Genomic DNA, 711 nt, shown 5'->3' with positions numbered 1-711 from the left:
TCATTCGTAATATCGTTAACGATCCCTCGCTGGTGTTTGACGACATCGTCACTAACGAGCAGATTCTGTCGCGGGCCAAAGATATCTCCGGCTATTACGACGATCTGATCGAAATGACCAGCTACTGGCATCTGCTGGGTGAAGGTACGCATGAAGTGAATGGCAAAACCGTCACCGTCAGCCTGCGTGCACTGAAAAAGCAGCTCTATATCTGTCTGATGAGCGTGAATGCGCTGGAAGCTATCCGCTTCTACGTCAGCTTTGCCTGCTCGTTCGCCTTTGCCGAACGTGAACTGATGGAAGGCAACGCCAAAATCATCAAGCTGATCGCACGTGATGAAGCCCTGCACCTGACCGGTACTCAGCATATGCTGAACCTGCTGCGCAGCGGTGAAGATGATCCGGAAATGGCAGAGATTGCCCAAGAGTGCCGCCAGGAGTGCTACGACCTGTTTGTGCTGGCAGCCGAGCAGGAGAAAGAGTGGGCAGAATATCTGTTCAGCGGCGGTTCGATGATCGGCCTGAATAAAGACATTCTGTGGCAGTACATTGAGTACATCACCAATATCCGTATGAATGCCGTCGGCCTGGATCTGCCGTTTAAAACACGCTCGAACCCGATTCCGTGGATTAACTCCTGGCTGGTTTCCGATAACGTGCAGGTCGCGCCGCAGGAAGTGGAAGTGAGTTCTTACCTGGTCGGTCAGATTG

At 52.5% G+C, this 711-nt stretch carries 1 protein-coding gene; it reads left to right on the top strand.

The genetic code is table 11. The features are described from left to right. The coding region (gene nrdB / locus WH277_RS00760; RefSeq protein ID WP_339503809.1) for a class Ia ribonucleoside-diphosphate reductase subunit beta at positions 1-711 on the top strand (711 nt) is incomplete at both ends.

The sequence above is a fragment of the Erwinia sp. MYb416 genome, from assembly GCF_037479575.1.
Classification (GTDB): Bacteria; Pseudomonadota; Gammaproteobacteria; order Enterobacterales; family Enterobacteriaceae; genus Erwinia; species Erwinia rhapontici.
Note: the sequence above shows the minus strand (reverse complement) of the source record. Positions and strands in the feature narration are given on the sequence as shown.